Below are 25,794 nucleotides of genomic sequence, written 5' to 3' on the forward strand. Positions count from 1 at the left end.
CATGTCAGTCAAACAGAATCTGCGTGCAGTTACCGGCGGTTTTACCTCGCTGGTCAAAACGCGCCTTGAACTGCTGTCTCTGGAACTGACGGAAGAAAAGGACCGACTGTTGTCGGTTCTTTTGTTCGGCGCTGTTGGCTTGCTGTTTCTGCATCTGGCGCTTACGGTCGTGGCGGTCCTGGTCGGGCTCTTTTTCTGGGGCACCGAGTATCGTTACATTGCCCTGGCAGTTCTGGTGCTGGTTTATGCCTTGATTGGCCTGGGTTGCTTGCTTTTGATGAAAAAACATCTGGGGCTGGCGACGACGCCTTTCGCTGCAACCATCAATGCCTTGCAGGATGATGCGCAGGCCCTGCGCGGGCGTAGTGCGCCGGCACCTGCTGCTAACAAAGGAGTCGGTGATGAATGAGCCAGTACTGAAAAAGCCTTTACGCAAGGCCTTACTCACCGCCCGGGTGCTGGCCGAGCGCGAACAATTGCGACAGGATGTGAACGCACTCGGTCATTCGCTCTCCCCGGACGCCATCAAAACGGCCCTGCTGGATGCCGGCGGCGAAACGCTTATGGGCTTTACGCGCAGGCGCAGCGGCCTTTTTTCACTGATCGAAAAAAATCCGCTTGTCAGCCTGACCATCGCTCGCTTTTTGCTGCGCGCCGCCAAGTCCCGTTCGGCGCTGATCAAGCCGATCGCCCTGGCCGCGACGTCATGGTTTGTCTATAATAAATTCCGCTCGAAGCAAGAGTCAGGGCGCCGGGCGTCGTCTCGCAGTTATGCGGAGCAGGATCTCCCGGTCGATCATGGCACATTCACGTATCAAGACCAAGATCCTGCCACAGGGCGTCGACCCTGAGCCTGACATCCTGATCCATGGCAATGGGCGTTCCCCATTCGCGATGCGTTTCGCCCGGCCATTTGTTGGTGGCGTCCATGCCCATTTTTCCACCCAGCCCGGACTCGGGTGAGGCAAAGTCCAGATAGTCGATTGGCGTATTTTCCACCAGCACCGTATCGCGCACCGGGTCCATGCGTGTAGTCATTGCCCAGATCACTTCCTTCCAGTCGCGTGCGTTGATATCGTCATCGACAACGACAATGAATTTGGTATACATGAACTGGCGCAGGATACTCCATATGCCAAACATGACACGCTTGGCATGGCCGGCGTATTGCTTGCGGATCGAGACGACTGCCAGGCGATAGCTGCAGCCTTCAGGCGGCAGATAAAAATCAACAATCTCGGGTAGCTGCTTCTGCAAAAGCGGCACGAACACTTCATTGAGCGCCACACCCAGTACTGCGGGCTCGTCTGGCGGCTTGCCAGTATAGGTGCTGTGGTAGATCGGCTTATTACGCATGGTGATGCGGTCAATGGTGAACACCGGAAACCAGTCCTGCTCGTTGTAATAGCCCGTATGGTCGCCATAGGGGCCCTCGAGCGCCATCTCGAAACCGTTGCCACGCGGGGCGGTGGTGCCCGCTGCTGGATCGGGGGCAATGGCATCGGGATGGCCGGCTGGCAGGATGTGACCTTCAAGCACGATTTCCGCAGAAGCCGGCACAGACAGCGTATTGCCTATCGATTTGACAAGTTCGGTGCGCGAGCCGCGCAGCAGGCCGGCGAACTGGTATTCGGACAGGCTGTCAGGCACCGGCGTGACGGCTCCCAGAATGGTGGCCGGATCTGCGCCCAGCGCCACTGATATGGGGAAAGGCTGGTCCGGATGGGCAAGCGCGTGGTCACGAAAATCCAATGCGCCGCCACGGTGGGATAGCCAGCGCATGATCACCTTGTTTCTGCCGATGACCTGCTGCCGGTAAATCCCCAGGTTCTGGCGTTTGGCCTTTGGTCCGCGCGTTACCACCAGACCCCAGGTGATCAGCGGGGCGATATCGCCGGGCCAGCACAGCTGGATCGGCAGGCGTGACAAGTCGACCTCGTCTTTTTCCCAGATAATTTCCTGGCACGCTGCATGGCGTTGCATTTTCGGCGCCATGTCCCACAGTGCGGACTTGAGCATGGACACGGTCCCGATCGCTTCGCGGATGCCTTTTGGCGCTTCGGGCTCGCGCAGGCTGGCCAGCAGTGTGCCTGTATCGCGCAAGGCGCTGACCGATTCTGCGCCCATGCCCCAGGCCACGCGTTCGGGGGTGCCAAACAGATTGGTGAGTACCGGGATGTCCGACGTGCGTCCCTGGTGGACGGGCTGGTCGAACCGCAGGGCCGGGCCGCCGGCGCGCAGCACCCGATCACTGATTTCGGTCATTTCCAACCGGGTTTGTACCGGCACTTGAATGGATTTGAGATTATCCCGCTTTTCCAGTTGCTTTAGAAAATCCCGCAGATCCGCATATTTCACGATAGACAGCCTATTGATGACTCAGATAGTGCATTATAGGAGAAAGGCAGGGAAGGATGCGGGCCAGCCAAAACTGGGGTATAGTAAATTTCCTCAAATCTCTCCGGACCCTTGCGTGAGGCGATCCGGACTTTGTCATACATGAATTCTGCGACAACCCGTCCTGTTGCTTCCCGCTATTTCGGTTCCGTTTATCGGATTGCGCTCGATATTATCCATCTGATGGTCTCCTATCTGGGGATTGCCGTGCTTGTTGCCGTGCTGGCGGCGGCGCTTTTACCGGCCATCCGTGACCAGATCAGGGTCATTCACCAGGCGTCGTTGAATGCCCTGATGCCCGACAGCACCGTCATGTCCGACAAGGACCTGCTCACCATATTCAATTCGCCGCATGTGCGCACGGGGGATTTGGTGCCGCCGCCGGCCACATCACCAGAGCAGCAGCACAACGCGGCGCTGACCAGAGAGCTCGATTATACGGACGAGGGCTTTTTTGCCAATCTTGGTATTTCAGACAGCCAGTTCACCGTTCCCGGCTTAAGCAACAGCCAGGCGCTGGCGTTGCGCGAATATGTCGCGCGCAAGTTCAGAATTGCCCGTAACGTGACCGGCGCGCTGATCCGCGTAGTCTATTCGGTCGCCGAAAAGCAGCAACTGGATCCAATTTTGATGCTTGGGGTCATCGCGATCGAGTCACGCTACAATCCGTTTGCGGAAAGCCATGTGGGCGCGCAGGGGCTCATGCAGGTGATGCCCAACGTGCATGCGGAGAAATTCGATGTGTTTCACGGGGGAGTATTGTCAGCGCTCAATCCCGTAGCCAATATCCAGGTGGGCGCGAAAATTCTTCACGATTGCATTGCTCGGCGCGGTTCCGTGGATCGGGGGCTGGGTTGTTACGTGGGTGCGATTGGCCCCAATGATGGCGGTTATGCCGATAAGGTCCAGGCCGAGCGGCGTCGCATTGCGCTGGAATCGGGCATCGCGCTCAAGCGTAACCTGGGCAAATATCAATAAACGGGGCCCGGGAACAAGGCGCCGGCAACCAGCCGGCGTATCGTGCCAGGATGCTACAGGATCTTTTGCAGTCGCTCAATGGCTTCACGCAGCCTGTCCAGCGCCGTGGCGTATGAAACGCGGATCATTTTTTGCGCATAGGCAGGGCCAAAATCGAGCCCGGGAACAACCGCAATACCGGCTTCGTGCAACAGTTTGTGGGCGAACTGATCGCTGTTCATGCCGTGCTGGCTGATATCGGCATAAATATAAAATGCGCCATCGGGCTTGACCGGCACATGGATGCCGAGTTTTTCGAACTCCGGCAGCAGATAATCACGCCGTTCCATGAACGCCAGGCGCCGGTGTTCGTAAATGGCCAGCGCCTCTTCGGTAAAACATGAAATGGCCGCGTGCTGCGCGAGGGTGGGCGGGCAGATGTTCAGGCTTGCGGCAAGTTTTTCGACCGGGCCGACCATGGCTTCGGGCACAACCATCCAGCCCAGTCGCCAGCCGGTCATATTGAAGTACTTGGAAAAACTGTTAATGACGACAATCTGTGGATCCAGTGTCAGCGCAGATCGCGGTACGCGGTCGTAGCACAGGCCAAGATAGATCTCGTCCATGATGACCACGCCGCCGCGTTCCCTGACGGTCTGGATAATGCGGACCAGTTCCTCGCGTTCGATGGAGGTGCCGGTCGGGTTGCTGGGCGAGGCAATGAGCACGCCGCGTGTTTTATCAGTCCAATGAGCGGCAATCTTGTCTGCCGACAGCTGAAAGCGTTCTTGCGCCGTGCAGGGCACCAGCCGCGGCGTGGCCCCCGAGCACAGGATGAAATTCGAATTGGCGGGATAGGCCGGATCCGGCATTAGAATCTCGTCACCCGGATTGAGCAGCGCCATGCAGGCCAGCGACAGCGCGCCGGAAGCGCCTGCGGTAATGATGATCCGCTCCGGATCCACTTCTGCGCCCCAATGGCTTTTGTAATAATCGGCAATGGCCGAGCGCAGCGGCATGATGCCCAGTGCCGGACTGTAGCCACTCAAGCCCGCCTGCGCCGCTCTGGCCAGCGTGTCGACCACGATCGGAGGTGCCGTAAAATCGGGTTCTCCGATACCAAGGCTGATAATGTCCCGGCCTTGTTCACGCAGTTGCTGGGCGGCCTTGGTGACCTCGATTGCGTGAAAAGTAAGGGCCTGGTCGATTCGGTGGGCAAAACGGGTCATGATGAAACTGCGCAAGGTAAAATAGATCAGAATGAATACGTGTGGTGAGCGCCCATTGTAACGGTAAACGCCTGCCGGCACGTTATCCGTCCCCTTGCCGGACTGTTTTACCGCTGTTGCCACAAAGGCTTTTGCAATTGATCATGCATGTGAATCGTCGTCGCTTCCTTACCCTTAGTAAACGCCCGCAGGAGGGGCCGTGGCCAGCCTTCTGCCGCAGGGTGCAGCGGGCGCTGGAAGCGCCCCTTACCGATGAGCAGGAAACGGACGGATATTATTGCGCGCGCGTCGTATTGCAAGACCTGGGCGATCTGCCCTCGCTCAGGCAGCTTTGCCAGGAGTACGATGTGGCGATGGTGCTGGAAGGCACAGCGACGGCGGCCACCATCATTGGCCGGTCCAGCCTGATTGTCAGCGCCGGTTCGCGACTGCATGGTACTGAAGCGTTGGGCGAACATGCCTGTCTGGCATTGCCCGGCACAGCGGTCGCGCATATGCAGGCGCTGGGCTATGAACAATTCTCGCACGTACCGTCTGAACTTACATTGGCGCAATGGCTGGCCATGCCACAGTGGCACGACTGCAGGCCCGGCTGCACTGCCAATTCCGGGCTGGAGCGGGTGCATGCACTATTTGCCGACGGCCAGACCGCCGTACTGGGCGGGTTTGGCGTAAATGACGAGTCGCCACTGCGCCTGCCCGCACTACAGCGGTTGATTCCGGCCCTGTTTGAACAGTTGTCCGATCCCGATATCGCCCGTTGCGCTCAAATGCCGCGCTGGCCGCTGAACTACAGGCTGGATGCGCTCAAGCCCCGGCTGGGCGATATCAATTTGGCGCAACTCTTTCTGGGGCATGGCGGAACACTCATCTGGTGCCAGGAACTGGTGATTCGCCGCATGCGGCACAACGCCATAGTGACTGATGCGGCGCTCAGCGATGCCGATCATGACTTTGCTGTTGGGGTGCATCATCATATCGAGGGCAATATCAAAGCCCTGTTTGATCCGGGCGGGCTGTTTGTCTATCCTGACGAATTGTTGCCGGGCTGTGCCGGGCTGTGATCGCCACAGGGCACCGCCAGGACGAAACAAACGAGACTGTTAGCGGCAATAGGCGATAAACCGGTGTCGGAATTACCGGATGCATTTCCGGGTGAATTTTCGTATGATAGCTGTCAGACCGCTGTGAACCGACAGTCCGGTGTGTGCCCTGCGTCACACTTGCCATGAAACGCCATATTTCCCAGGAATTAGAATGGATCAACATTTCCGTGTCCAGGCCCTTGAGCATCACGAAAAGGGCGTTTGCAACAAGGGCAACCGCCAATGAACGATCCGTCCCTGTCGGGCATGATTGATGCTACCACTGGTCCCCAGACCGCCCTGGTCCTGACCGGGGGCGGGGCCCGGGCAGCCTATCAAGTAGGGGCATTACAGGCTATCCTGGCGATTCTTGATCCCAATAAGTCTGCGCACTTCACAAACCCGTTCCCTATTGTTTGCGGCTCGTCAGCCGGGGCAATCAATGCCACCGCCTATGCTTGTCGTGCCGCACACCCACACGCAGCGCTCAAGCGGCTTGAAAAAATCTGGCGCAGCCTGCATACAGGTAGCGTCTATCGTTCTGATCCGGTGGGGGTATTCGGTAACGGTATGCGCTGGCTGGGCATGCTCACGTTCGGCTGGGCGCTGCAGGGTCTGCGCGATAATGCACCCAAGTCTTTACTGGATAATCGTCCGCTGGCCAAACTGCTGTGCGACAGTATTGATTTTCCCAATTTGCAGCAGAATCTGCACAAGGGCCATTTGCATGGACTGGCCATTACAGCGTCCAGCTATACCAGTGGCAATCATCTGACGTTTTACCAGTCCAGCGGCCCGCTGGATGCCTGGAAGGGGCGTCGTCGCTATGCCATTGCAGAACCCATCACGCTGGACCATTTGATGGCGTCCAGCGCCATCCCCTTCGTGTTTCCGGCGGCCCGCCTGCCGCTCGAAGAGAAATGGGAGTGGTGCGGTGATGGATCCATGCGCCAGCTGGCGCCCATCAGCCCGGCCATTCACCTGGGTGCAGACCGGGTACTGGTGATCAGCACCAGCGCCCACGGCGATGCGCCGGTAGAAGACGATCCGGTGCATCAAAGCGACCAATATCCTACGCTGGCGCAAATTGGCGGTCATGCCTTGTCGGACATCTTCATTGATGGTCTGTCTATCGATCTGGAGCGCATCAGTCGCATCAATACGCTGCTCGAATCTGTACCTCCTGGTGTACAGTTAAATACAGGTGTGAAAAAAATTGATGTTTTAACGATAAGTCCGAGTAAATCTATTGACGAAATTGCCCTGAAGCATTTAAATTTCATGCCTAAGTCGGTTCGGGCCTTTTTGCGGGTATTGGGCGTTTCCGGACGACCCGAAAAAGAGTCAGGCGGATTGCTTGCCTCGTTCCTGCTCTTTGAGTCAGCCTTTACGGGTGAGCTGATCGAACTGGCCTTTAATGACGTGATGGCACGTCAGGAAGAAATCAAAGCGTTTTTTTATGGAGAGGTCAATGAATAAAAAAACAGGTACCCCACTGAAAGCTAACCTGGAAACGGGTGGCGCCATAAAAGAAAAAACGATTGGTCTTGATGAACTCAAAGCGCATGCTGAAAAAGCAGGCCTGGCCTATTTTGAGGCCGATTGCGACAAGGCGCGCAGCTGCTCGGCCGTGTTGCGTGCCATTGCCAAGGCGGTAGATTATCCGGTATTTTTTGGCAGCAATATGGACGCCTTGCTGGACTGTCTGGGCGAGACGCTGCTTGAGCAGAAGGGTGGTATGGTGCTCGCATTGCGCCGCCTGCATTCCGAAGATGATTCGCTGCTTGAACATATCGATGCGCTCAAGGGTGTACTTAATGATACCGTGGAATATGGCGACGATAATGGGCGTGTCTTTTCGTACATGGTAGAACACGCAGGCAAGCACGAAGCGCCCGAGCCAGGCCGTGCTCCCAGGCCCTACGCGCAAAGCGATTGATATTTGCCCGATTGATGTCTGCCCTTTACGCGGCAGCGACAACGCGTTGCAAGTGAAGAGTCGTCACAACCCGAACAAAGCAACTGATACAAAGCAACGAATACAAAGCAACTGATAGAGCGACCGATTACTGTAACTTGATGACTGCACGACAGGAACACCCAATTACAGCTACCAGATAGCGCTGCTAAAAGGCGTAACACAATAGGTGCCGTCACCGGCTTGTTTTTTTTATTGTCTTTATAGCATTGCGGCGCGGGATCGGGTGATATCAGCTACTACAGGCCAAGCGCGCCAGTTTCTGATCATATAAACGGAGGGTACCTATGCTATCTGATTATTTATGGAATCTGCGGGCAAAAATCGGTAATGAACTCATCCAGCTGCCCTCTGTGGCTGCCGTCATTCTGAACGCGAATGACCAAATCCTGTTGCAGGAAAAAGATGCCGCTCAAGAGTGGAGCCTGCCGTCAAGTGTCATTGAGCTGGCAGAGACGCCGCAGCAAGCGCTGACCAGGCTGGTCAGGCAGGACACCGGCCTTGAGCTGCTTTCTTCGCAGCTTCTGGATGTGTTCGGTGGCAAAGCGTTTCGTTATATTTACCCCAATGGCGATGAGGTGGAGTACACCGTTATTGTGTTTTATTGCGTGACCGAAGGGCAACTGAGCGCACCGGACGGACAGACGGGAGCATTGCGCTACTTTTCAAGATCGCAGATGCCCACGCTCGCTTTTCCCTATCCCAGGGAAGTGCTGTTTCGCCATAGCCGAGCGAACCCGTCGGCGGCAACCCCTGATTAACCCGTCCTGCGGCCCGCTGGGCAGTTTGCCTACAGCCAGCCAAGCGTAGCGATGGCTGCCGCGGTCATGGCAAGGCCGGCGGTTTCCGTTCTTAAAATTCGCGCGCCAAAAGTGACGGTTTCTATGCCGGCTGCCTGCACCTTGCGAAGCTCCTGCTGCGACCATCCGCCTTCCGGTCCGATCAGCAGACGAAACGCGAGCGGTTCTGGCGGGGTCTCGACCAAACTCACGCTTGAGTCCAACGCATTGGACGAAGTCGTGCAAGTGGCCTGTGGCAGCGTTGCAAGTGCCTGCAAAAGCGAGCGCTCGCCCTGGGGGTGGCACAGATATCCGAGTGCCCCGTTGGCTTGTTGCAGATACGCGCTTAGTGACTGCAGCGGATGAACCTGCACAATGCAGTTGCGACCCGATTGCTCGCTGGCCGATTCGGCAATGCGTTGCCAATGCAACTGGCGTTTTTCCAACCGGTTGCCGGACAGTTGCACAATGCTGCGTTCTGCGCTGACCGGAAACACATCAGATACGCCCAGTTCCGCTGCCTTTTCGATAATCCAGTCCATTTTGTCACCCGATGGCAGCGCCTGCACCAGACCGATTCTGCCTGGCAGCTCAGTACGGGTATGCTGTTGCTGGCCAAGGTCGGCCATCGCTCTTCCTTGTTCGAAGCGCAGCTGTGCCGGAAACTGGGTGCCGTCGCCATTGAACAGCACAATCGCGTCGCCTTCACGCAAGCGCAGGGCGCGGGAAGCATGATGCGCAGCGGCATCGGGCAGGGCGACACGGGTATGCGCCTGCAGTGGTATTGGACAATAGAAGCGAGGTAACGTTTGCATGGCTAAATTTTACTTTATTTAGCGAGAGCGTCACGGACAAAACATGGAGTGTTAAAATCGCTGGTTAATCGTAACTAAACCGTGATTTCTACAGGATCCGCATGACCACCACGGCCGCCACATCGAATTCTCACCTTTCCAATGCAATCCGCGCGCTGGCCATGGATGCCGTGCAACAGGCCAATTCCGGCCATCCCGGCGCGCCCATGGGCATGGCAGAAATCGCCGAAGCGCTGTGGACGCGCCACTTGCGTCACAATCCTGCAGATCCGGCCTGGGCTGACCGGGACCGTTTTGTTCTGTCCAACGGTCACGGTTCCATGTTGCTGTACTCGCTGCTGCATTTAACCGGCTATGATTTGCCTATTGAAGAGTTGCGCCAGTTCCGCCAATTGCATTCCAAAACACCGGGACACCCCGAAGTGGGCATCACCCCCGGCGTGGAAACGACGACCGGCCCGCTGGGCCAGGGGCTGTCAAATGCGGTAGGCTTTGCGCTGGCCGAGCAATTGCTGGCAGCAGAGTTCAACAAACCCGAACACAAAATTGTTGACCACTACACCTATGCCTTCGTTGGCGATGGGTGCCTGATGGAAGGCATTTCCCATGAAGTATGCTCGCTGGCCGGGACCCTGAAGCTGTCCAAACTCATTGTTCTGTATGACGATAATGGTATTTCTATCGACGGCAAGGTTGAACCCTGGTTTGCCGACGATACCGGTAAACGCTTTGAAGGATACGGCTGGAATGTGATTCGTGGCGTTGATGGTCACGATGTGTTTGCCGTCGACCACGCCATCGCCAAAGCCAAACAGCAGGCGCAGCGCGGCTCTTCGGGCCCAACGATCATTATCTGCAAGACAACGATCGGCAAGGGCGCTCCCAATCTGCAGGGCAGCGACAAGGTTCATGGCGCCCCCCTGGGCGCGGCGGAAATTGCCGCCACGCGCGAAGCCATTGGCTGGACGCTGCCACCTTTTGAAATTTCCGAAGACGTCTATGCCGGCTGGAACCAACGCGAGCGCGGTGATCAGATCCAGCGCGACTGGAAAAAACAGTTTGCGCTCTATAGCATAGATTATCCACAGGAAGCTCAGGAATTTACCCGCCGGATGAACGGTCAGATGCCAGAAGGCTTCGCCGAAAAATTCGCGGCATTCCTGCAGCAAACCATCAGCAAGGCTGAAACCGTCGCATCGCGCAAGGCATCGCAGTTTGCCATTACTGCGCTGGTGGACATCCTGCCTGAAATGCTGGGCGGCTCGGCAGACCTGACCGGGTCGGTCTTTACGGACTGGAAAGGCGCAGGCGCAGTGCGTTGTGGTACAGACGGTCATCTGCGCTTCGGTCGTCATATCAATTATGGCGTGCGCGAGTTCGGCATGGCGGCCATTATGAATGGTGTTGCCCTGCACGGTGGATACCTGCCTTTTGGCGGCACGTTCCTCACTTTCTCAGATTATTCTCGCAATGCCATCCGCATGGCCGCGCTGATGAAGCAGCGCGTTGTGCACATTTTCACGCACGACTCCATTGGCCTGGGCGAAGATGGTCCCACGCACCAATCGGTCGAGCATGCTGCCAGCCTGCGCCTGATTCCCAATCTTGATGTCTGGCGTCCTTGCGACACGACTGAAACGGCGATTGCCTGGAAGTCTGCCGTATCGCGTCCTGTCAGTGTTGGCATGCAGGTGCAAGAGGGTGGTCCCAGCGCCTTGCTTTTATCGCGGCAGAATCTGCCCTTTGTTGAACGTGATGACGCTACCGTCGAACAAATAGAAAAAGGTGGTTACGTCTTGCGTGACGCTCAGGGAGCACAAGCCGTTATTATTGCTACCGGTTCCGAAGTCGGCCTGGCGCTCGAAGCCCAGGCCTTGCTTGCGCAGGAAAATATTCCCGTCCGTGTTGTATCTATGCCCAGCACGTCCGTATTTGATCGCCAGAGCGCCGAATGGCGCGACAGTGTGATCCCGCCGACCTTGCCTGCTGTCTCTGTCGAGGCAGGGGTCACGTCAGGCTGGTACAAATATATCGGGCGCAACGGCGCTGCCGTCGGTTTGGATACCTACGGTGAATCGGCGCCCGCAGGCGTACTGTTCAAGCATTTCGGGTTTACCGCGGAGAACGTGGCGAACAGGGTTAAACAGGTTTTATAAAACAGGAGAGAATGTAATGACCATTCGTGTTGCAATTAACGGCTACGGCCGCATCGGCCGTAATGTACTGCGCGCTCACTATGAAGGTGGCAAAAAGCATGATATTGAAATCGTCGCGATCAATGATCTGGGCGATCCCAAGACCAATGCCCACCTGACTCAGTATGACACTGCGCATGGCCGCTTCCCTGGTACTGTCGCCGTAGATGGTGATTACATGGTAATCAATGGTGACAAGATCCGTGTCCTTGCTAACCGCAATCCGGCAGAACTGCCATGGGGCGAGCTGAACGTTGACGTCGTCATGGAATGTACAGGCTTTTTCACCTCCAAGGAAAAAGCCAGCGCCCACCTCAAAGGCGGAGCCAAGAAGGTCATTATTTCCGCTCCGGGCGGCAAAGACGTGGACGCCACCATTGTTTACGGTGTCAACCACCAAGTGCTCAAGGCAAGCGACACCGTCATTTCCAATGCCTCATGCACCACCAACTGCCTGGTTCCACTGGTGCAGCCGCTGCATGAAGCGCTGGGTGTGGAAAACGGTCTGATGACAACCATTCACGCCTACACTAATGACCAGGTGTTGACTGACGTTTATCACGAAGACCTGCGTCGTGCCCGTTCAGCCACCATGAGCATGATCCCCACCAAAACCGGTGCGGCTGCTGCTGTTGGTCTGGTTCTGCCCGAACTGAACGGCAAGCTGGATGGCTATTCTGTTCGCGTTCCGACGATCAACGTATCTCTTGTCGATCTGTCTTTCGTTTCCAAACGCGATACGACGGTGGAAGAGGTGAACGCCATTCTGAAGAAAGCGTCGGAAGGTTCGCTCAAAGGTATCCTGGATTACAACGAAGCCCCGCTGGTATCAGTAGACTTCAATCACAATCCGGCGTCCAGCACATTCGATGCTACCCAAACCAAAGTATCTGGAAAACTGGTCAAAGTGGCGTCCTGGTACGACAACGAGTGGGGTTTCTCCAATCGTATGCTCGATACCACGGTAGCCCTGATGTCTGCCAAGTAATCGGTTGGTGTCTGTCAAAGACATTGCAAACGGCATTGCGCGCTTCGGCGGGCAGTGCCGTTTTTCACAATAACACCAAGGAGTGACAATATGGCGAATGTACAAACGCTTTCCGCCCTGGCAAAGAATGGCCAGCTCAAAGACAAACGTGTTTTCATCCGTTCCGATCTGAACGTGCCACTGGCCGACGACGGCAGCATCACCGAAGACACCCGTATCCGCGCGTCCGTGCCAGCCATCCAGATGGCGCTGGAAGCAGGCGCTGCCGTCATGGTGACATCGCATCTGGGTCGCCCGACAGAGGGTACATTGACGGCCCAGGACTCGCTTGCTCCCGTAGCCAAGCGCTTGAGCGAACTGTTGGGCAAGCCCGTGCAGTTGGTTCAGGACTGGGTCGACGGCGTCAGCGTCGCGCCTGGTCAAGTCGTGTTGCTGGAAAACTGCCGCGTCAATAAAGGCGAGAAGAAGAACGATGAAGCGTTGGCCCGGAAACTGGCTGCGCTTTGTGATGTCTATGCCAATGACGCATTCGGCACGGCCCATCGTGCCGAGGCCACTACACATGGTATTGCCAAATTTGCACCTATTGCCTGCGCCGGTCCTTTGCTGCAAGCCGAGCTGGAGGCCCTGGGTAAAGCATTGCAGAATCCCAAGCGGCCATTGGTGGCTATTGTTGGTGGTTCTAAAGTCTCGACCAAGCTGTCGATTCTGCAGTCGCTGGCCGACAAGGTAGACCAACTGGTTGTCGGTGGTGGCATTGCCAATACCTTCATGCTTGCCAGCGGCAAGAAAATCGGTAAATCACTGGCCGAACCCGATCAGATCGACCAGGCCAAAGTTGTGATCGATATGATGGCCAAACGGGGCGCCAGTGTTCCTATCCCGACAGACGTTGTCTGCGCCAAGGAATTTTCCGCTCAGGCCAAGGGTGAAGCCAAATCTGCCGATGCGGTTGCCGACGATGATATGATTTTCGACATCGGCCAGAACACGGCCAGCGAACTGGCCGGCATTCTGAAAAATGCCGGTACGATCGTATGGAATGGCCCGGTAGGCGTGTTTGAATTTGATGCCTTTGCCAATGGCACCCGCAAGGTGGCTGAAGCCATTGCCGCATCTGATGGTTTTTCCATTGCCGGCGGCGGCGATACACTTGCAGCCATTTCCAAGTTCGGCATTACCGACCAGGTAGGTTATATCTCTACCGGCGGCGGCGCGTTCCTGGAGTTTCTTGAAGGCAAGGTGTTGCCTGCGGTAGACATTCTTGAGCAACGCAACAAAGCATAAACGTGTAGTGGTCCTGCTCGATACCGATGCGCCATTGTAGTATCAGCATCAGAATCGAAAGACAACAGCCATAACGTATCAAAGCCAGCGATCTTGTCGCTGGCTTTTTTCATGGGCGAAGCGAGACTGATATTGCCGTATTGATCAGTCTGTGCTGCAAGAGCCCGCCACGCGCATTTGACCCGCTATATTACCCCGTCTGGCAGATAGCTGAACCAGACCGACTTCTGGTATGATTTCAGGCAGCCACCGGTTCGGCGTGTGGCCTTGGTTTTTTTGGGAAGGCGGTAACTATGAAACGCATCTTTGTCGCTGGAGTCGCACTGGCTCTGTCCGGAATTATGGGCACCGCAGGCGCCGCCAATATCACATCAGTCTCACCCACGGGTAGCCAAAGCCAGGTCTCCGCCATTGATATCGTGTTCAGCACTAACGTCATTCCGTTAGGGCGCAACGATTTGCCGCCACCGGTCTCGGTCAGTTGCAAGGGGAGCCAGATAAAGGGGCATGGCAAATGGTCCGATGGCGCACACTGGTCTTATGAATTTGAAGACACGCTGCCGGCAGGCGTGCAATGCACGATTACCCCGGATACGGCCTTTCGCGATACCGCCGGCAAACCGGTGCAAGGCAAACAACAATATCAGTTTGATACCGGCAGGCTCGCCGTGACATCAGTCGGCCCCTCTGGACGAATCGATGAAGATCAGGCTTTTACTGTCAGGTTCAACCTGCCGGTGCAGGCAAGCAGTCTGCAGGCGCACGCAAGTTGCGTCGTGCAGGGCCTGGGGGAACAAATTCCGGTCAAGGTGCTGTCCGAACAGGATAAGAAACTCATCATCAGCCAGGCCCGGCCCTATCTGGCAGACGAGGCAGAGAACATTGCTTTTGTTCAGTGCGCGCGCCGGCTGCCGGCAGCCGCCAAAGGCAGGCTGGTCATCGGACAGGCGGTCACCAGCCTGGGCGGCACGTCCATGAGCAAACCCTATGATTTCGAATTTGAAGTGCGCAAGGACTTTGCCGCCGGCTTTTCCTGCTCGCGTGAAAATCAGAATGCCGATTGTTCACCGGCCAGGCCGGTGTATCTGACACTCAGTGAATCAATCTCCAGGGCAGACATACAAGGTATTACGCTTGTCGGCGCGAATGGCAAACAGTATCCATCCGACATCGACGACAGCGACAGCACCGTAAGCAGCGTGAAGTTCTCAGGCCCGTTTGCCGAACTCGAAACGCTCACGCTCAACGTTCCTGCCGGCTTGAAAGACGAGTCGGGACGCGTTCTGAGCAACGCAGGCCAGTTCCCCATGAAGGTTCGCATGGCCTCGTACTCTCCCATGCTCAAGTTTGCTTCGTCCACGTTCGGCATTATCGAGCGCAAGGCCGAATCAACTCAGGGCAAGGCGCCGTGGCTGGTGCCCTTGACCGTCAGGTATGTAGAGAATCAACTGTCTATCAAAGACCGTGCGCTGTCACCTGGCACTATCAGTGACTACGTTCCGCAGGAGGATGCCGACGTGCTCAAGGCATTTGCACGGGTCCGCAGGCTGGACGAAACCTCGATGACGGCAAGCAATATTCGAGCAGTCATGAATGATCAGGCCGACAGCCACACGGAAAGCAATCCAGTCTATATAGACACCCGATCCGTTTCCATGCTGGCCGAAAACCCGAATGCAACAACCATCACGCTGCCTGGTGTAAAAACGGCGGCCAAGCGTCGCGATTTTGAAGTGCTGGGTGTGCCATTGCAGCAGCCGGGTTTTCATGTGCTCGAAGCCAAATCCGCCAGCCTTGGGCAGGCGCTGCTTGCCAATAAAAATCCCATGTATGTGCGCAGTTCGGTGCTGGTAACCAACATGGCCGTGCATGTCAAAAAAGGCCGGGACGATTTGCTGGTGTGGGTAACCACGCTGGACGAGGCCAAACCGGTCGCGCATGCGCAGGTCAATGTTCTGGATTGTTCCGGTAAAACGTTGCTGACTGGTCAGACCGGTAGCGATGGCATCTGGCATTATCGCAAGGCGGTCAAGGGCGAAGACTATTGCAACACGACAGAATTGTCCGGCCTTTTTGTCTCGGCGCGCATCGGTCCAGATCATCCGCAGGCCGCTGGCGCAGGCGATTATTCATTTGCATTTACTTCATGGGACAATGGCATTGAATCCTGGCGCTTCAACGTGCCGACAGACAGTTCCGCCCAGCCTACCGTGCGTGCCCACACCATTCTGGATCGCAGTCTGTTCCGTGCAGGCGAAACTGCGTCCATGAAGCATCTGCTGCGCACGCTGACACGCGACGGGTTTGCGCTGCCTGACATCAATACGCTGCCGGAACAGATGAGCATTGAGCTGGTGGGTGGGGAAGACAAATACAAGTTCCCCATCAAATGGCAACAAACGCCGGGCGGCAGCGTGTTCAGCGCATCAGACTGGAAAATTCCGGAAGATATCAAGCGCGGACAATACCGAATTGTGCTGGACCCCGATGGTCAGGCATACGAAACCGGTCAGTTTCGTGTCGAGGACTTCAAACTACCTTTGCTGGCAGGACAACTATCGATCACCGATACTGCGGGCGACAAAGGGCCGCTGATATCACCCAAGGCGGTCCGACTGGATATGCAAATGCGATATTTGTCTGGCGGTGCTGCCGGACGGCTGCCCGTGGATATTTCTGCCTTGTCACGCGATCGCACAATCTCATTTCGCGACTATGACGATTATTCTTTCGATCCACCACAACAGCTCGCGGTCGATACCGATAACGAGCAAGAGGAGGGGGCAGACCATAGCGACACCAGCCGCATTATCGTGAACAAGCAGAAGATGACGCTGGATGCCCAAGGGCACGGCACGCTGGCGCTGGATGCCTTGCCAGCATCGGACAGAGCGCGCAACATCACCTTTGAAGGCAGCTTCATGGATCCTAACGGTCAGGTTCAGACGCTGAGCCGGACTGTGGCCGTGTGGCCCGCCGCCTATGTGGCGGGCATTCGAAGTGGTTACCTGGTGCAGCAGGAAAAGGCTGCGGCGATATCGGTTATTGCACTGGACACGCAGGGCAGGCCGGCAGCAACGGCCCCCGTCAAGGTACGTGCCGTCAGCTATATCTATCAGACTGTGCGCAAGCGTCTGGTCGGCGGATTTTACAGTTATGACACCCAGCGCGTCGCCAAAGATCTGGGCACGATATGCACTGGCACCAGCGGCGCTGACGGCAAATTCGCTTGCGATATCAGCCTGAAAGAGCAGGGGCGGGTCAGCCTGATTGCCGAGGTTACCGATAGCGCAGGTCGCCGTGCCCAGGCCGAGTCCAGCGTCTATGTGGTGGGCGCAGGCGAGATGTGGTTCTCGGGCGAGAACAATGACCGCATCGACATTATTGCCGACAAGAAAGAATATCAACCCGGCGAGACTGCACAGTTCCAGGTGCGCATGCCGTTTCGCCAGGCCAACGCACTGGTTGCCATCGAGCGGGAAGGCGTTCTGGAAACCAGGCAAGTAGCCCTGTCGGGCACCAATCCAACATTTACCGTTCAGATCAAGCCTGAATGGGGACCGAACGTCTATGTTTCAGTATTGGCGCTGCGAGGTCGAATCCGCGACTCGGCGCAGAATCCGGATCTCAGTTGGGGAGAATCGGCTTCTGCGTTGCCTACCGCTTTAATTGATCTGGCCAAGCCGGCGTATCGCTATGGGTTGACGGCGATTCGTGTGCGCAGTGATAAAAATGCATTGAACATCAGTGTGGCCACAGACAAGCCGCGCTATCAGGTTCGCGACCAGGCCACCGCCACGATCCGGGGCACCTTGCCTGATGGCAGCCCGGCGGCCAATGCCAGTGTTGCATTGGCGGTGGTGGACGAAGCGTTGCTGGAACTTGCGCCCAATGATACCTGGAATATTGTAAAAGCCATGATGGGTGAACGCGCCTATGGGGTGGAAACATCCACTGCCCAGATGGAAGTGGTGGGACGGCGTCACTATGGTCGCAAGGCCCTGCCGCCGGGCGGTGGCGGTGGCAATGGCGGCGCTCCCACGCGCGAACTGCTGGACAGCCTGGTATTCTGGAAGCCCGATATTGTGCTGGACGCGCAGGGTCAGGCCACCGTCGCGCTCGGCCTAAATGATGCGATCTCGGGTTTTCGGCTGGCAGCCATTGCCGAACTGGGGGCGGACCGGTTTGGTCAGGGAAGTGCTCATATCGTGACCACGCAGGATTTGCAGGTTATCTCCGGTTTGCCGCTGGTTGCCCGCAGTGATGATCATTACACTGCGGCGGTCACCGTGCGCAATGCGACCGATCGCGTCATGACGGTACAAGTGGGCGCGCGCCTCAGTGGTCCGGCGCTCGCGCCGGTAACGCTCAAGCAGCAAACTGTGTCCATCGCCGCGCAGTCTTCGCAGAAGGTCGCCTGGGATATGAACATGCGTACCCTGCCGCCGGGGCCAGCGTCGCAGACCCTCAAGTGGCGTTTTGATGCCCGGGAACAGAATGGGCAAACCGGCGGCGAACTAGCGCAAGCGGCGGCGGACAGTGTTGAAGTATCGCAACTGTTGATTCCTACCGTACCGGTCACGGTGCGACAGGCCACCTTGCAATCGGTGCGCGCCAAAGAACCCATCCAGGCATTGCCTGTGCAGCCGCCGACAGGCGCGATCAACGGGGCCGACGGTGTGCCGCTGGGCGGCGTACAAGTACAACTGTCCACGTCTCTGGCAAAAGGGCTGGAGCCGGTGCGTCGCTGGTTTACCGATTATCAGTTTACCTGCCTGGAGCAACTGTCTTCGATTGCCATCGGTATTGACAATCCGCAGCGCTGGTCGGCATTGATGAACCGGTTGCCCGTATACATGGATGAGCATGGGCTGGTGGCGTACTTCCCCGGCCTGGCAGGCGATGAAGTGCTTACCGCTCATTTGCTTGCCGTGTCCCAGGAGGCCAGTCGTGCTGACCAGCCTTACGCCATTCCAAAAGCGTATCGTGAAAAAATGCTGGAAGGCCTGATGGCCTATGTAACCGGCAAAATCCGTTCGACTGCATGGCAGCCCAAACAGGACAACGGCGAACGCAGGCTGATGGTGCTGGAGGCCTTGTCACGTGCCGGCATGGTTACCCCCCGCTTGCTATCCACCGTTGAATTTGATCGTGAGCACATGAGTACGGCTGCGCTGGTAGACTGGCTCAGCATTGTGTCGCGCGTCAAGAACTTGCCGGATCAGGCCCAAACGCTGTCCACACTGCGTTCGGCCCTGCTGTCACGCATGAGCCGGCAGGGCACCAGCCTGGTGCTGGCAGATGACGATGATGCCTATCCCTGGTGGATGATGAGCAATCGCGCCACGGTAACGGCCAAACTGCTTGTTGCGGTCATGAACAACAAGGCCTGGGAGAAGGATATTCCCGTGCTGTTGACCGGTCTGCTTGGTCAGCAGCAGCGCGGCGCCTGGTCTACGACAACGGCGAATGTCTGGGGTACCCTGGCGGTTCGCGCCTTTTCCGCGACCTTTGAAAAAACGCCGGTCAAGGGAACGCTGTCCATGTCGCTGCAATCTGTCGGTGCCGCCACGGCATCAGCAGACCAGCAGTGGGAAGGGCTGCTGCCGACGCAAAAAATCCTGGTGCCATGGAAAAACAATGATCCCCAGCAACTGTCGCTTTCGCTGCAGGGAACCGGGCGTGTCTGGGCATCCATGGCAGCCCAGGCGGCGGTGCCGGTAAGCAAACCAATCTACGCGGGCTATACGCTCAGTCGCAATATCGTTCCGGTTTCACAGGCGGTAAACGGCAAATGGTCAGTGGGCGACATCTATCGCGTCCATCTGGATATCACTGCCAAGACTGCGATGAACTGGGTGGTGCTCAGTGATCCGGTGCCGGCCGGTGCGACGGTTCTGGGTGGCGGCCTGGGCCGGGATTCCGCTGTGGCAACCCAGGGTGAGAAGCAGGACGACAATGGCATGTCGCCCAGCTTTGCCGAACGCAAAAGCGAACTGTATCGTGCCTATTATGCATGGTTGCCGGCGGGCAAGACATCGCTGGAGTACACAGTGAGGCTCAATACACCTGGCAGCTATAGTTTGCCGGCCACGCGGGTTCAGGCCATGTATGCGCCGCAGGTTTACGGCGAATTGCCCAACACCGGCGGGTTTACTATTGTTGAATCGGCCGGCGAGCCAATGGCGGATTCAACACAACAGGCCGCACCCGCACAAGGGCCCAGCGCTTCGGCAGCGGCAACCCCATGATGGCACGGGCAGTCGGAAAGGCAGCAGAGCGCCGGCGCCGGCCATTCAGACTGCTGGGCTTGTGCCTGGTTGCACTGATGGTCGTGGTTATTGCCGGGCTGGCTGTCTATATCGCCCGTCTGCCTGTGCCGGAGTACGAGCAGGTGCGCAGCGGGTACCGTGCGTCCTATATCACTTTGCTTGATCGCGATGGGGCGGTGCTGGAGCGGGTACGCAACGACTTTCATGAGCGGCGTGACAACTGGACGCCGCTGGGCGAGATCTCTGTTGCCCTGGTCAGCGCTGTGCTGCAGTCCGAAGACCGGCGGTTTTACAGCCATGCCGGTGTCGATGTACTTGCGCTGGGTGCAGCGGTGCGTGACCGGCTCACCGGGCGTAGCGTGCGCGGCAGCTCGACACTTACGATGCAACTGGCCGGCATGCTGGACGAGCGCGATGGGCGCAACGGCAGGCGTACGCTGGCACAGAAAACCAGGCAGATGGTTCAGGCACTGGCCATGGAATTGCATTGGAGCAAATCGCAGATTCTTGAGGCCTACCTGAACCTGGTGCCCTGGCGCGGCGAGCTGTCCGGGGTGACTGCTGCGGCCCGCAGTCTTTTCGGTAAATATCCTGTTGGACTGGACAGTCGCGAAGCCGCGATTCTTGCGGCCATGCTACGTGCACCCAATGCTGCGCCAACCGTTATTGCGCGCCGGGCTTGTGGCATTCTGAAGGCGCAATCACAAGCGCAATATTGCGACAATCTTGCGGGCATGATCGAATATCAGTTGAGCCATACGACCAGCGCCTTGCTGGACGATCCTTTTACTGCATCTCATTTTGCCCGACGTCGGTTGGCATTGGGAATGCCGCAGCAGGCGCATCTAGTCACCACGATTGATGGCAGGCTACAGCGCACTGCGCAGACCATTGTCAATCGCGTGGTTCATGAGATTCGCCATAGTCATGCCAATGACGCCGCAGCGGTCGTGCTGGACAACCGTACTGGTCGTATTCTGGCTTACGTGGGCTCATCCGGCAACTTGGCCACAGCCCGCTATGTCGATAACGCAGCTGCCTTGCGGCAGGCCGGGTCCACGCTTAAACCCTTCCTGTACGCTCAGGCACTGGAGCAGCGCCGGATCACGGCGGCCTCCCTGCTGGACGACAGCGCGGTCAATCTGTCTACAGGCAATGGGTTGTATGTGCCGCAAAATTATGACAAGCAGTTTGGCGGCTGGGTCAGTGCCCGTACTGCTCTGGCTTCATCACTGAATATTCCGGCCGTACGCCTGCTGGTCATGGTCACGCCCGATGTCTTTCATCAGCGACTGCGCCAGCTTGGATTGCCGCTGGCGCAGTCGGGCGATTATTACGGCTACAGTCTTGCATTGGGCAGCGCCGATGTGACGCTGCTGTCGCTGACCAACGCGTATCGGGCGCTTGCCAATCAGGGTATGTACAGCGAAGTGAATTGGGGTGTTGGTGCGGCGCCGCCGGCCAATCGGGTCATGAGTCAAGAGGCGGCCTGGTTGGTGGGCGATATCCTGTCGGACCGGCAGGCCCGGGCCCGCACCTTTGGCCTGGACAGTGCCTTGTCCACCCCTTTCTGGACGGCGGTAAAAACCGGCACCAGCAAGGATATGCGCGATAACTGGACAGTGGGCTGGTCTGACAAATATACCGTGGGCGTCTGGGTGGGCAACAGTACCGGCGCCAGCATGCGCCAGGTCAGTGGTGTTACCGGAGCAGGACCTGCATGGCACGACATCATGCGGTATCTGCATGAGGATCACGCCAGTATGCAACCAACCCGGCCCGCCGGGTTGAGCGCACGCGACATCACATTTGAAAATGATCTGGAAGCAGCCCGGGCCGAATATTTTCTGCCGGGCACCGAGATGTCGCGCATCGCGCTGGCGTCTTCGGCCGCGGCACCGGCTTCCGGGCGCATGGTCATTCGCACGCCGGCTGACGGTACCATTATCGCTCTAGATCCGGATATCCCGGCAGATAATCAACGCCTGCAGCTATTGACTACAACACCGGCCGGTGGCAGGCACGCAACCGTGCGCTGGTACGTCGACGGTCGTTTTTTGGGCGATACCAATCCCTTTGCCTGGTATCCCGTACCTGGCAGCCACCTGATTGAAGCGCGCGATGAAAACGACCAGACGCAGGATCGGGTGCGTGTCAATATACGCGGCGCGCAGTTGCGACAGCAACTGGGACAGCAGCCTTGATCGGCCGTTACGATGCCTATCGGACACACGCCATGCGATCTGTTGCATAATTGAATAAACAGTCCAATCAGGTGGTGCCTCAATGAAAACCAATACAAGCAACTCACAACTGAAAGTTGGCGTCGGCCAGTTTGCTGCCGTCAACGAGATCGAACCCAATAAGGAACATATCCACACCCTGGTAACGCAGGCGGCAGAGCAGGGCGTGCAACTGCTGGTCCTGCCCGAGGCGTCCATGTGTTCTTTCGGCTCGCCGCTGCCGCAATTGCGCGAGACGGCCGGCAACAACTCGCCTGCCTTTGTTCGCTACATGCAGGATCTGGCACGCGACCATAACATGCACATCGTGGTTGGTGTGCTGAGCCTGGCAGACCAGCCGGGCGATGAACGGGTGACCAATCAGTTGCTGGTTCTTGACGATACCGGCGCGCAGGTGCTTCGTTATACCAAAATGCATGTCTATGATGCATTCAAGTTCAAGGAGTCAGACAAAGTGCGGCCCGGCAGTTTTGGCCAGGAAAACGCCGAACTGGGTCTGTTCGATATCAAAGGGTTTCGGGTTGGCCTGATCAACTGCTATGATCTGCGTTTTCCGGAAATGGCTCGCGCGCTTATTGACCAGGGAGCAGATGTGCTGTCGGTCAGTGCGGCCTGGCTTGCCGGCCCGCTTAAGGAAAACCATTGGGAAATATTGCTGCGGGCACGCGCCATTGAAAACACCAGCTATGTGCTGGCATCGGGGCAGACTGCACCACGCAATTGCGGCCTGAGCATGATTGTGGATCCACTGGGTATGGTGCTGGGCACTGCCACCGCTGACCCGGGTCTGGCTGTTCATACTCTGTCATCACAACGCATTGCTGAAGTTCGCGAGCTGTTGCCATGTCTGCAAAATCGTCGTTATCAGGTATCAGGATTGAAATGAATACAACTGCAATAAAAAGAACGCATCCGGACGAACTCATTGTCGGGCTGGTTTCCGTCTCGGACCGGGCAACATCCGGCGTCTACGAGGACAAAGGCATCCCCTCGCTGCAGGCCTGGCTGGAGCGCGCCATGCAGTCGCCGTTTCGCATCTGCCCCAGGCTGATTGCAGATGATCAGCAGACCATTTCCGACACGCTGATCGAGCTGGTGGACCAGCAGGGATGCGATCTGGTGCTCACCACTGGTGGCACGGGCCCGGCGCGGCGCGACGTTACACCCGAAGCGACATTGGCGGTTGCCAGCAAGCACATGCCCGGTTTCGGTGAACAGATGCGACAAATCAGCCTGGCCTTTGTGCCTACCGCCATTTTGTCCCGACAGGTCGCTGTCATCCGCGAAGCGGCTGAACATGCTGCGCTGATTATCAATCTGCCGGGGCAACCCAAAGCCATACAGGAAACCCTGGAAGGCTTGCGTGATGAACAGGGCAAAGTAAAAGTGCCGGGCATCTTTGCCGCCGTGCCTTATTGTATTGACCTGATCGGCGGTCCCTATATAGAGACCCGAGACGATGTGGTCGCGGCTTTTAGGCCAAAATCGGCCCGGCGTGAGCCCAAAGCTTGACAGTTGTGATGTCACAATTGGTAAATTTGGTAAAAAGGCGGGTTCCAGCGCCTTATATGCGGTTTCCCACTTAAAATAGTGGCTGTTCAGATATTTTTCAATTTCAGGAGATCGTTACATGGCACTCGTTTCTATGCGCCAATTACTGGATCATGCCGCGGAAAACGGCTATGGTATTCCCGCCTTCAACGTGAACAATCTGGAGCAGGTGCAGGCCATCATGGAAGCGGCCAAGGAAACCAACAGTCCGGTCATCATGCAGGCGTCTGCTGGTGCGCGTAAATACGCAGGCGAAGGTTTTCTCAAGTACCTGATCCAGGCTGCGGTAGAGAGCTATCCGGAAATCCCGGTAGTCATGCACCAGGATCATGGCCAGTCACCTGAAATCTGTCAGGGCGCCATCAATCTTGGCTTTTCAAGTGTCATGATGGACGGCTCTCTCATGGCCGACGGTAAAACCATTGCCGATTATGAATACAACGTGGAAGTAACCAAGAAAGTTGTTGATCTTGCACACAAGGTCGGCGTCACCGTAGAAGGTGAACTGGGTTGCCTGGGCTCGCTTGAAACCATGAAAGGCGACAAGGAAGACGGCCACGGTGCAGAAGGCACCCTGACCATGGAGCAATTGCTTACCGATCCGGAGCAGGCTGCAGATTTTGTCCGTCGCACCCAATTGGATGCGCTGGCGATCGCGATTGGTACAAGCCATGGCGCTTACAAATTTACCCGCAAGCCTACAGGCGATATTCTGTCTATCAATCGCATCAAGGAAATCCACGCCCGCTTGCCCAACACGCACCTGGTCATGCATGGCAGCTCCAGTGTTCCCCAGGAATTGCTGGCCGAAATCCGTGAGTTCGGTGGCGACATGAAAGAAACCTATGGTGTGCCGGTCGAAGAAATTCAGGAAGCCATCAAGTTTGGCGTGCGCAAGGTCAATATCGATACCGATATCCGTCTTGCCATGACAGGCGCCATTCGCCGTTTCCTGGGCGAAAACCCCGGCAAATTCGACCCACGTGAATACAACAAGCCTGCCCGCGAAGCCGCCAAGAAAATCTGCGTGGCGCGCTATCAGGAATTTGGTACCGCCGGCAACGCCAGCAAAATCAAGCCGATTGCTCTGTCTGAAATGGCCGCAGCCTATGCTGCAGGCAAGCTGTCTCAACAGATCAAATAAGACGATTGCGCCGTCTCCTGGGACGGCCTGTCAGGGAAACCCCGTCACGACGATGCGTTGTGGCGGGGTTTTTCTTGTGGGTTTCCGTAATAGTAAATGATACCCGTAACGGGTACACTGCTATAATTTAGCAAGACGCAGTGGCAGTATGAGAGTGTTAAAGCGCAGAGCGTTTGCGAAGTGGCAATTGCGTGAAAAATTGCCTGACGCTGTTTTATGTTGGGCGGTCATGGAAATGGAGCACGGGCTGATCGACGCCGATTTGGGTGGAAAACTTTATAAAAAACGGGTGCCTGGCACTGGTCGCGGTAAAAGCCGGGGGTACCGAACATTGCTTTCGGCTCGAATAGGTAGTCGGTACATTTTCCTGCATGGTTTTCTCAAAAGTGAGCAGTCCAATATTTCTCCGAAACAAAAGCAGGCCTTAAGCTATGCCGGCCAGGTATTTCTGGCCCTATCAGATGACGATTTGGTTCTTGCCCTGCAAACCGGCGTCCTACAGGAGTTGCATTGTGACAGGAAAAATCATTGAATCATTGCGCGGTGAACTGGCTGAACTACAGACTGTGGGTGCGATCAGCAAGACGACAATGCGCGAGTTTGATACGCTTTTTCCGTTGCCTGTGAGGAATTTTACGGCGACAGATATACGAAAGTTGCGCGAGTCACTTAATATCAGCCAGCCTGTCTTTGCGCTTCATTTACATACCACGGCCTCTACTATACGTAAATGGGAGCAGGGTCATACGCGCCCGTCCGGACCTGCGTTGAAATTGCTCAATGTGATCGCCGACAAGGGGCTGCAAGCCATTCTGTAAGATGCTCTTGCCGTATGAGGGAGCACGCTTATGTTGCGGGCCGCTAGCGGACCCCG

Annotated in this window: 20 protein-coding genes; 17 read left to right on the forward strand and 3 right to left on the reverse strand. The window is 56.9% G+C overall.

Annotated elements, in window-relative coordinates:
• Position 1: 1 nt before the first annotated feature.
• Both EV681_RS06705 and EV681_RS06710 read left to right on the forward strand, forming a co-directional pair.
• Complete coding sequence (locus EV681_RS06705; RefSeq protein WP_128395289.1) at positions 2-409, forward strand: phage holin family protein; 408 nt, start codon at positions 2-4, stop codon at positions 407-409.
• Positions 402-851 (forward strand): hypothetical protein, encoded by a 450-nt coding sequence (locus tag EV681_RS06710; protein WP_130303573.1) that lies wholly within the window; start codon positions 402-404, stop codon positions 849-851. The genes EV681_RS06705 and EV681_RS06710 overlap by 8 nt, the downstream gene beginning before the upstream one ends.
• Here EV681_RS06710 and ubiD read toward each other — a convergent pair.
• Complete coding sequence (ubiD, locus tag EV681_RS06715; RefSeq protein ID WP_130303574.1) at positions 808-2,358, reverse strand: 4-hydroxy-3-polyprenylbenzoate decarboxylase; 1,551 nt, start codon at positions 2,356-2,358, stop codon at positions 808-810. The genes EV681_RS06710 and ubiD overlap by 44 nt on opposite strands.
• 141 nt (positions 2,359-2,499) lie before the next feature.
• Here ubiD and EV681_RS06720 point away from each other — a divergent pair, with 141 nt between their 5' ends.
• A complete protein-coding gene (locus tag EV681_RS06720) occupies positions 2,500-3,375 on the forward strand; it encodes a lytic transglycosylase domain-containing protein (protein WP_128395292.1) in 876 nt (291 codons plus the stop codon).
• 53 nt (positions 3,376-3,428) lie between these two features.
• Here EV681_RS06720 and EV681_RS06725 read toward each other — a convergent pair whose 3' ends face one another.
• Complete coding sequence (locus EV681_RS06725) at positions 3,429-4,583, reverse strand: pyridoxal phosphate-dependent aminotransferase (RefSeq protein WP_130304037.1); 1,155 nt, start codon at positions 4,581-4,583, stop codon at positions 3,429-3,431.
• A 143-nt stretch (positions 4,584-4,726) separates the two neighbouring features.
• Between EV681_RS06725 and EV681_RS06730 the strand changes: the two genes are divergently transcribed.
• The 4 genes from EV681_RS06730 (at position 4,727) to EV681_RS06745 (ending at position 8,407) form a co-directional block, all read left to right on the forward strand.
• Positions 4,727-5,647, forward strand: a complete 921-nt coding sequence (locus tag EV681_RS06730) for a hypothetical protein (RefSeq protein ID WP_130303575.1) — start codon at positions 4,727-4,729, stop codon at positions 5,645-5,647.
• Between the two features lie 264 nt (positions 5,648-5,911).
• Positions 5,912-7,147 (forward strand): patatin-like phospholipase family protein, encoded by a 1,236-nt coding sequence (locus EV681_RS06735; protein ID WP_128395294.1) that lies wholly within the window; start codon positions 5,912-5,914, stop codon positions 7,145-7,147.
• Entirely contained in the window at positions 7,140-7,607 is a 468-nt protein-coding gene (locus EV681_RS06740; RefSeq protein ID WP_128395295.1) for a barstar family protein, read from the forward strand. The genes EV681_RS06735 and EV681_RS06740 overlap by 8 nt, the downstream gene beginning before the upstream one ends.
• A gap of 326 nt (positions 7,608-7,933) precedes the next feature.
• The gene (locus EV681_RS06745) at positions 7,934-8,407 is read left to right on the forward strand and encodes an NUDIX hydrolase (protein WP_130303576.1); all 474 of its coding nucleotides are present in this window, start codon (positions 7,934-7,936) and stop codon (positions 8,405-8,407) included.
• Between the two features lie 29 nt (positions 8,408-8,436).
• Here EV681_RS06745 and EV681_RS06750 read toward each other — a convergent pair whose 3' ends face one another.
• Positions 8,437-9,240 carry a 16S rRNA (uracil(1498)-N(3))-methyltransferase gene (locus EV681_RS06750; RefSeq protein WP_130303577.1) on the reverse strand — a complete coding sequence of 268 codons (804 nt, stop codon included), beginning with the start codon at positions 9,238-9,240 and terminating at the stop codon, positions 8,437-8,439.
• A gap of 101 nt (positions 9,241-9,341) precedes the next feature.
• Between EV681_RS06750 and tkt the strand changes: the two genes are divergently transcribed.
• From tkt to EV681_RS06800, 10 genes are all read left to right on the forward strand, one after another.
• On the forward strand, positions 9,342-11,396 hold the full coding sequence (tkt, locus tag EV681_RS06755) for a transketolase (protein WP_128395298.1): 2,055 nt from the start codon (positions 9,342-9,344) through the stop codon (positions 11,394-11,396).
• A gap of 16 nt (positions 11,397-11,412) precedes the next feature.
• Positions 11,413-12,423 (forward strand): type I glyceraldehyde-3-phosphate dehydrogenase, encoded by a 1,011-nt coding sequence (gene gap / locus EV681_RS06760; RefSeq protein ID WP_128395299.1) that lies wholly within the window; start codon positions 11,413-11,415, stop codon positions 12,421-12,423.
• Between the two features lie 90 nt (positions 12,424-12,513).
• The gene (locus EV681_RS06765) at positions 12,514-13,710 is read left to right on the forward strand and encodes a phosphoglycerate kinase (protein ID WP_128395300.1); all 1,197 of its coding nucleotides are present in this window, start codon (positions 12,514-12,516) and stop codon (positions 13,708-13,710) included.
• A gap of 293 nt (positions 13,711-14,003) precedes the next feature.
• Positions 14,004-19,961, forward strand: a complete 5,958-nt coding sequence (locus tag EV681_RS06770; protein ID WP_130303578.1) for an alpha-2-macroglobulin family protein — start codon at positions 14,004-14,006, stop codon at positions 19,959-19,961.
• Positions 19,961-22,186, forward strand: coding sequence for a penicillin-binding protein 1C (gene pbpC, locus EV681_RS06775; protein ID WP_423191199.1), 2,226 nt, complete (start codon positions 19,961-19,963; stop codon positions 22,184-22,186). The genes EV681_RS06770 and pbpC overlap by 1 nt, the downstream gene beginning before the upstream one ends.
• Before the next feature lie 82 nt (positions 22,187-22,268).
• The gene (locus EV681_RS06780) at positions 22,269-23,111 is read left to right on the forward strand and encodes a carbon-nitrogen hydrolase family protein (RefSeq protein ID WP_130303579.1); all 843 of its coding nucleotides are present in this window, start codon (positions 22,269-22,271) and stop codon (positions 23,109-23,111) included.
• The gene (gene mog / locus EV681_RS06785; protein ID WP_130303580.1) at positions 23,108-23,737 is read left to right on the forward strand and encodes a molybdopterin adenylyltransferase; all 630 of its coding nucleotides are present in this window, start codon (positions 23,108-23,110) and stop codon (positions 23,735-23,737) included. The genes EV681_RS06780 and mog overlap by 4 nt, the downstream gene beginning before the upstream one ends.
• 118 nt (positions 23,738-23,855) lie before the next feature.
• Positions 23,856-24,920, forward strand: a complete 1,065-nt coding sequence (gene fba / locus EV681_RS06790; protein ID WP_128395304.1) for a class II fructose-bisphosphate aldolase — start codon at positions 23,856-23,858, stop codon at positions 24,918-24,920.
• Positions 24,921-25,068: 148 nt separating this feature from the next.
• Complete coding sequence (locus tag EV681_RS06795; RefSeq protein WP_130303581.1) at positions 25,069-25,452, forward strand: type II toxin-antitoxin system RelE/ParE family toxin; 384 nt, start codon at positions 25,069-25,071, stop codon at positions 25,450-25,452.
• A complete protein-coding gene (locus EV681_RS06800) occupies positions 25,382-25,738 on the forward strand; it encodes a helix-turn-helix domain-containing protein (RefSeq protein WP_130303582.1) in 357 nt (118 codons plus the stop codon). Before EV681_RS06795 ends, EV681_RS06800 begins: the two co-directional genes overlap by 71 nt.
• Positions 25,739-25,794: the final 56 nt, after the last annotated feature.

This window comes from Advenella incenata, assembly GCF_004217095.1.
Taxonomy (GTDB): Bacteria; Pseudomonadota; Gammaproteobacteria; order Burkholderiales; family Burkholderiaceae_B; genus Advenella; species Advenella incenata.

Bases quoted from the DNA above. Each gene is read 5' to 3' on its own strand.
- gap (WP_128395299.1), top strand. From the start codon at position 11,413: ATGACCATTCGTGTTGCAATTAACGGCTACGGCCGCATCGGCCGTAAT.
- EV681_RS06720 (WP_128395292.1), top strand. From the start codon at position 2,500: ATGAATTCTGCGACAACCCGTCCTGTTGCTTCCCGCTATTTCGGTTCC.
- EV681_RS06710 (WP_130303573.1), top strand. From the start codon at position 402: ATGAATGAGCCAGTACTGAAAAAGCCTTTACGCAAGGCCTTACTCACC.
- EV681_RS06770 (WP_130303578.1), top strand. From the start codon at position 14,004: ATGAAACGCATCTTTGTCGCTGGAGTCGCACTGGCTCTGTCCGGAATT.
- mog (WP_130303580.1), top strand. From the start codon at position 23,108: ATGAATACAACTGCAATAAAAAGAACGCATCCGGACGAACTCATTGTC.
- EV681_RS06705 (WP_128395289.1), top strand. From the start codon at position 2: ATGTCAGTCAAACAGAATCTGCGTGCAGTTACCGGCGGTTTTACCTCG.
- EV681_RS06730 (WP_130303575.1), top strand. From the start codon at position 4,727: ATGCATGTGAATCGTCGTCGCTTCCTTACCCTTAGTAAACGCCCGCAG.
- EV681_RS06795 (WP_130303581.1), top strand. From the start codon at position 25,069: ATGAGAGTGTTAAAGCGCAGAGCGTTTGCGAAGTGGCAATTGCGTGAA.
- EV681_RS06765 (WP_128395300.1), top strand. From the start codon at position 12,514: ATGGCGAATGTACAAACGCTTTCCGCCCTGGCAAAGAATGGCCAGCTC.
- tkt (WP_128395298.1), top strand. From the start codon at position 9,342: ATGACCACCACGGCCGCCACATCGAATTCTCACCTTTCCAATGCAATC.
- EV681_RS06735 (WP_128395294.1), top strand. From the start codon at position 5,912: ATGAACGATCCGTCCCTGTCGGGCATGATTGATGCTACCACTGGTCCC.
- fba (WP_128395304.1), top strand. From the start codon at position 23,856: ATGGCACTCGTTTCTATGCGCCAATTACTGGATCATGCCGCGGAAAAC.
- EV681_RS06740 (WP_128395295.1), top strand. From the start codon at position 7,140: ATGAATAAAAAAACAGGTACCCCACTGAAAGCTAACCTGGAAACGGGT.
- EV681_RS06800 (WP_130303582.1), top strand. From the start codon at position 25,382: ATGACGATTTGGTTCTTGCCCTGCAAACCGGCGTCCTACAGGAGTTGC.
- EV681_RS06745 (WP_130303576.1), top strand. From the start codon at position 7,934: ATGCTATCTGATTATTTATGGAATCTGCGGGCAAAAATCGGTAATGAA.
- EV681_RS06750 (WP_130303577.1), bottom strand. From the start codon at position 9,240: ATGCAAACGTTACCTCGCTTCTATTGTCCAATACCACTGCAGGCGCAT.
- EV681_RS06780 (WP_130303579.1), top strand. From the start codon at position 22,269: ATGAAAACCAATACAAGCAACTCACAACTGAAAGTTGGCGTCGGCCAG.
- pbpC (WP_423191199.1), top strand. From the start codon at position 19,961: ATGGCACGGGCAGTCGGAAAGGCAGCAGAGCGCCGGCGCCGGCCATTC.
- EV681_RS06725 (WP_130304037.1), bottom strand. From the start codon at position 4,583: ATGACCCGTTTTGCCCACCGAATCGACCAGGCCCTTACTTTTCACGCA.